Genomic DNA, 6,041 nt, shown 5'->3' on the forward strand with positions numbered 1-6,041 from the left:
GGTACAATGTATGTATTGAAACTCCATCATCTTGTTGATGATAAGATACACGCACGGTCTATTGGGCCTTATTCACTGGTGACCCAGCAGCCGCTTGGCGGCAAGGCTCAGTTTGGGGGTCAGCGCTTGGGTGAAATGGAGGTCTGGGCCATGGAGGCTTACGGTGCGGCCCATGCCCTCCAGGAATTTTTAACGGTAAAGTCGGATGACATGGCCGGAAGGACCCGCATGTATGAAAAGATAGTAAAAGGGCAGAATACTCTGGAACCAGGCCTGCCCGAGTCTTTTAGAGTCCTGACAAAAGAACTGAAGAGTTTGGGTTTAGACGTGACTCTTTTGGAGGCAGAGTAATACCCTAATCGAGTTTTGGCTCGATTAGGGTATCAATAAAATATTAAACCCCATAAATAGGAAAAAAAATGGACACTCTATACGATTTCTTCGCCAAGCCAACGGATCCAAAACGTTATACAGCTGTTCGCATTGCCCTGGCATCACCGGAGCAAATCATGAAATGGTCTCATGGAGAGATAAAAAAGCCGGAGACAATCAATTATCGAACCTTTAAGCCTGAACGGGACGGACTGTTCTGCGCCAAGATTTTCGGCCCTACCAAAGACTATGAATGCAACTGCGGCAAATACAAGCGCATGAAACACAGAGGTGTCATTTGCGAAAAATGTGGCGTAGAGGTCATTCAATCCAAGGTAAGAAGGGAGCGCATGGCGCATATAGAGCTCGCCACCCCCTGTGCCCATATCTGGTACCTGAAAAGCCTTCCAAGCAAAATCGGCAACTTGTTGGACATGACGCTCAAAAACATTGAAAAGGTTCTTTACTTTGACAGTCACATAGTTATTGATCCCAAAGATACTGATTTAAGCCGCAAGCAACTGCTGTCAGATAATAAATATCGAGAGGCACTAGAAACCTGGGGATCAAAGTTCGAGGTCGGCATTGGAGCAGAGGCAGTCAAGCAAATGCTGGAAATGATTGATCTTGATGCCGTACACGAACAGCTGAGAAGCGAAATTGTCTCCACCGGTTCAGTTGCCAAGCGTCAAAAACTATCCAAACGGCTAAAAATCATCGATGCTTTCAGGCGTAGTGGAATCGATCCGGCCTGGATGATAATGGATATCATTCCGGTTTTGCCGCCGGACCTGCGTCCGCTGGTTCCCCTTGAGGGGGGAAGATTCGCCACATCGGATCTCAATGACCTTTATCGCCGGGTCATTAATCGTAATAATCGCCTTAAACGTCTTATCGACCTAAAAGCGCCTGACATTATCGTCCGTAATGAAAAAAGAATGCTCCAGGAATCGGTAGACGTTCTCTTTGATAACGGCCGCCACGGCCGAGTCATTACGGGAACAAACAAACGACCGCTCAAGTCTCTGAGTGATACGCTCAAAGGCAAGCAAGGGCGTTTTAGGCAGAATCTATTAGGAAAAAGGGTCGATTATTCTGGCCGAACCGTTATTACCGTGGGGCCCAACCTCAGACTCCATCAATGCGGTCTACCCAAAAAGATGGCTTTGGAGATGTTTAAACCATTTGTTTATTACCGCCTTGAACAAAAAGGGCTTGTTTCCACCGTAAAAAGCGCCAAAAAAATGGTGGAGCGGGAGATTCCGGAAGTATGGGACACCCTGGATGAAGTCGTCAAGGAGTATCCGGTGCTTTTAAACCGCGCTCCCACCTTACACCGACTGGGCATTCAGGCCTTTGAACCGATTCTGATTGAAGGCAAGGCCTTACAGCTTCATCCGCTTGTCTGTACAGCGTTTAATGCCGACTTTGACGGTGATCAAATGGCGGTTCATATTCCCCTTTCAGTGGAAGCGCAAATTGAAGCCCGGGTACTGATGCTGTCGAGCAATAATATCCTTTCACCGTCCAACGGGAGCCCGATTATTGTGCCGAGCCAGGATATTGTTCTTGGCATTTACTATATGACCAGGGGGGTTGCCGGGGGCCGGGGCGAAGGCAAGGTTTTTGCTAATGCCGATGAGGTTCGGTGTGCCTATGATGACGAGAAAGTTGACCTGCATGCTCAAATAGTCGTTCGCATGAACGGCGAACGGTACGATACGACTGTCGGCAGGATTCTGCTGTGGGAGATCATACCCAAAGGCAACATTATAGTGCTTGGCCATATTATGGTTGCGGAAGAAGCCAAAGCCAAGAAAGTTCTTGATAAGATCCACAAGGGAGCAGAATTTACGGATATGGTAAAGAAATATTCCCAGACTCTTGGTAAAGATAATGACGGGATTCTGGGGCTTTTGCGGAAAGACGAATTCATGCGGGGATTTAATGCTACAGATAATGATACCGATGAGGTTTTCGCACTTGAAGCAGATCAGGTCAGCAGCGTTATTTTTGCCGATGAGGCCTATCATATTTTTAAGGTCATAAAGAAGCGGCCCGAAATTCCTTTCTCTATGGTCAACAATGTTAGGGATAAAAAGACACTTCGCGAACTCGTGGATTACGCCTATAGAAACCTGGGTCCCAAAGCGACGGTTATCCTTTCCGATCGGTTGAAGGATGTTGGTTACAAATATTCGACTGAAGGCGGTCTATCCATTTGCATTGACGACATGATCATTCCTGCAGCCAAATGGGATATTTTGAAGAAAGCGGAAAAGGAGGTTGAAAAGATTGGCCGACAGTATACCGAAGGGCTTATCACGCAGGGTGAGAAATATAATAAAGTTGTAGATATTTGGGCAAAAGCAACCGATGATGTTGCCGACGAGATGATGGATGCGATGCGAAAGGGCACGGAGACCGGCCAGGACGGCCGCCCTGCCGACCAGGAAAGTTTAAACCCCATTTACATGATGGCGGATTCCGGTGCCAGAGGCAGCAAAGATCAGATGCGGCAGCTTGCCGGCATGCGCGGTCTGATGGCCAAGCCATCAGGCGAAATCATCGAAACGCCGATTAGTGCAAATTTCAGAGAGGGCCTTTCCGTGCTGCAGTATTTTATTTCGACCCATGGTGCCAGAAAGGGACTGGCAGATACTGCACTGAAAACGGCGAATTCAGGGTACCTCACCCGACGCCTTGCGGATGTTGCCCAAGACTGCATTGTTTTGGACAAAGACTGTGAAACGACGTTTGGGGTTGAGGTGGAATCCCTGATGGAGGGCGGTGAAGTCATTCAGCGCCTTGATGAACGTATTTTGGGGCGTGTGTCTGTCACAGATATTATTGACTCGTTTGCCGACGAGATGATTGTTAAGGCCGGAGAAATTTTGGACGAAAAGGCCGTGCATTTGATTGAAGATGCAGGTATAACCAGTGTAAAGATACGTTCGGTTCTGACATGCAAGACCAAAAACGGTGTTTGTGCAAAATGCTATGGCCGGGATCTTTCGCATGGCGGCATAGTTGAAATCGGACAGGCCATTGGAATACTGGCGGCCCAATCCATCGGGGAGCCCGGAACCCAGTTGACCATGCGCACTTTTCACATCGGCGGGACGGCCAGTCGTAGAGTAGAACGGGCCGATATCAGGGCGCGGGTGGACGGCACGCTGGAGTATGTTGATCTCAATGTGGTCAAAAAAGGCAAAAACGAATTTGTGGTGATGAACCGGCGAGGTGGCGAGTTAGCCATCGTCGGGGATACCGGTCAGGAACGGGAACGGGAACGGTTCCCTGTCATTTACGGTGCTCATGTTGTGGTCAAAAGAGGCGGTAAAGTTAAGGTCGGTGATCTTCTGGCTACATGGGATCCGTTTACAACACCGATAATAACGGAAGTTAAAGGAACCGTTAAATTTGGAGATATCGTAGTCGGCAAAACCATGCAGGAGAAGGTTGATCCTGTGACGGGAAAATCGAGTCGTATGATCATTGAATCCAAAAGCGGCGAGGAACGTCCGAGGATTTCCATCAAGGACAAAGATGGCAAGACGGCCAAATTGCCGGGGTCGTCGGGAAGTGCGCGATATTTGTTGCCTATCGATGCAATTATGCTGGTTGAAGAACAGGATGAAGTTAAGGCTGGTGACGTTATTGCCAAGCTGCCCAGGGCAACAACCAAGACCAAGGATATTACCGGGGGTCTTCCCAGAGTGGCCGAACTTTTTGAGGTTCGTAAGCCTAAAGAAACTGCCGTCTTAAGCCAGATCGACGGGTATGTTTCGATTGCAAAAACCACCAAAAAAGGGAAACAGAGAGTCACCGTCACACCGATAGATGTCGGTGAAAAGAGGGAATACCTGATACCCCGCGGCAAACATATAACTGTTTATGAGGGTGATTACATCCGGGCGGGTGAACAGCTTATCGCCGGAGCGGCGGTTCCTCAGGATATATTGAATATCAAAGGTGAAATCGCACTGGCTCGCTATCTCGTCGATGAGGTTCAGGAGGTATATCGCCTGCAGGGCGTCCGCATAAACGACAAGCACATCGAAGTTATCGTTCGTCAGATGATGCGGCGAGTGAAAGTTATGGAGCCCGGCGATACGGATTTTATTACGGAAGAACAGGTTGACAAAATTAGATTTGAGAAAACCAACAGGGATATGATTGAAAAAGGGAAAAAACCTGCTGTGGCCGAACCTCTTATTCTTGGGATTACCAAAGCATCGCTATCCACGGAAAGCTTTATCTCGGCGGCTTCATTCCAAGAGACGACCAAGGTTCTTACCGATGCGAGTATCGCCGGTAAAGAAGATTATCTTAAGGGCCTGAAGGAGAACGTCATAATGGGCAGAATCATTCCTGCCGGAACCGGTTTGGCCGTATACCGGGATGTGGAAATTGAGCCGAGCTGAGTCAGCCGTCGCAGCTTTAGCTGCGACGGCTTAAAACAACAAAAAGCCTGTCGAATGCGTCTTTATAAAATTGTGAAATGTGTATTAAATTTCATATAAAACGCTTGACAATAAACCGCTTTTTGTTTTACGTTAACAACTTTGCCAATGTAAGAGACTTGTTATAAAATAGTAGTTAGTGTCCATCCAGAAATGGTAGATTTTGGTTCAGGGCAAGGCTAGAGCGTTTTTGCAACCGCAGGCATAGCGCGCTATTCCGAGGATTGCAAAAAAGCGAAAAACGCAGCCCTGGGCCAAAAGATGCTGTTTCTGGATGGACACTAGTTAAGAAGGGGATAAAATGCCGACCATCAACCAGTTAGTAAGAAAGGGCCGAAAGCGGATAAAGAAGAAAACCAATACACCGGCACTCAAGGGGTCTCCTCAAAAGAGAGGGGTGTGTACGCGCGTGTATACTTCGACACCCAAAAAGCCCAATTCCGCGCTGCGTAAAGTTGCGAGGGTGCGGCTGACAACAGGTGTAGAGGTTACAGCATATATACCTGGTATAGGGCATAATCTTCAGGAGCATTCGGTTGTTCTGGTTCGTGGTGGAAGAGTAAAGGACCTGCCCGGTGTCAGGTATCATATTGTGCGAGGAACTCTTGATACCCTTGGAGTCGAGGATCGTAGGCAAGGCCGGTCAAAATACGGCTCAAAGAAGCCCAAGTAGAGGTATTCAGACTGACTGAAGACCAGCAGGCAAAATAAAACTGACAAGATCGCAATTAGAGAAAATCCCTGTTCCTTTGAGGCGGGACAGGGATTTTCAATGCTTTACAAACAACTTATAAAAAAAGTGGTGTAGCATATGCCGAGAAGAAGAGAAGTTCCTGAGCGGCCGGTTATTCCTGATTCCAAATATAACAACAAGTTGGTATCAAGGTTTATTAAGACAATCATGCGGGACGGCAAGAAGAGCCTGGCCGAGTCAATTCTATACGATTCATTTGACATCATCGAGAAAAAAACAAAGGAATCTCCGCTCAAAGTTTTTGAAAAAGCTCTCGAAAATGTAAAACCGATGATTGAGGTAAAGTCGCGTCGTGTCGGTGGTTCAACATACCAGGTCCCCACAGAAATTCGACCGTCAAGGAGAACGGCACTGGGCATAAGGTGGGTTATCGGCCTTGCGCGTAAAAGGTCGGAAAAAAGTATGGCCGACAAACTGGCCGGAGAGCTTATGGATGCCGCCAACAAAAG

General features: G+C 47.8%; 4 protein-coding genes. All 4 read left to right on the forward strand.

Annotated features, from left to right (window positions below):
- Window positions 1–351: hypothetical protein (locus V3S16_RS04370; RefSeq protein WP_413883457.1), on the forward strand; the 351-nt coding region annotated here is incomplete at its 5' end.
- Between the two features lie 68 nt (window positions 352–419).
- Entirely contained in the window at window positions 420–4,799 is a 4,380-nt protein-coding gene (gene rpoC, locus V3S16_RS04375) for a DNA-directed RNA polymerase subunit beta' (RefSeq protein ID WP_413883458.1), read from the forward strand.
- Window positions 4,800–5,139: 340 nt separating this feature from the next.
- Window positions 5,140–5,511, forward strand: coding sequence for a 30S ribosomal protein S12 (gene rpsL, locus V3S16_RS04380; protein WP_413883459.1), 372 nt, complete (start codon window positions 5,140–5,142; stop codon window positions 5,509–5,511).
- Between the two features lie 138 nt (window positions 5,512–5,649).
- Window positions 5,650–6,041, forward strand: a 392-nt coding sequence (gene rpsG / locus V3S16_RS04385; protein ID WP_413883460.1) for a 30S ribosomal protein S7, incomplete at its 3' end; no start/stop codon positions are given.

Source organism: Candidatus Desulfatibia sp. (genome assembly GCF_036446775.1).
Lineage (GTDB): Bacteria > Desulfobacterota > Desulfobacteria > Desulfobacterales > UBA11574 > Desulfatibia_A.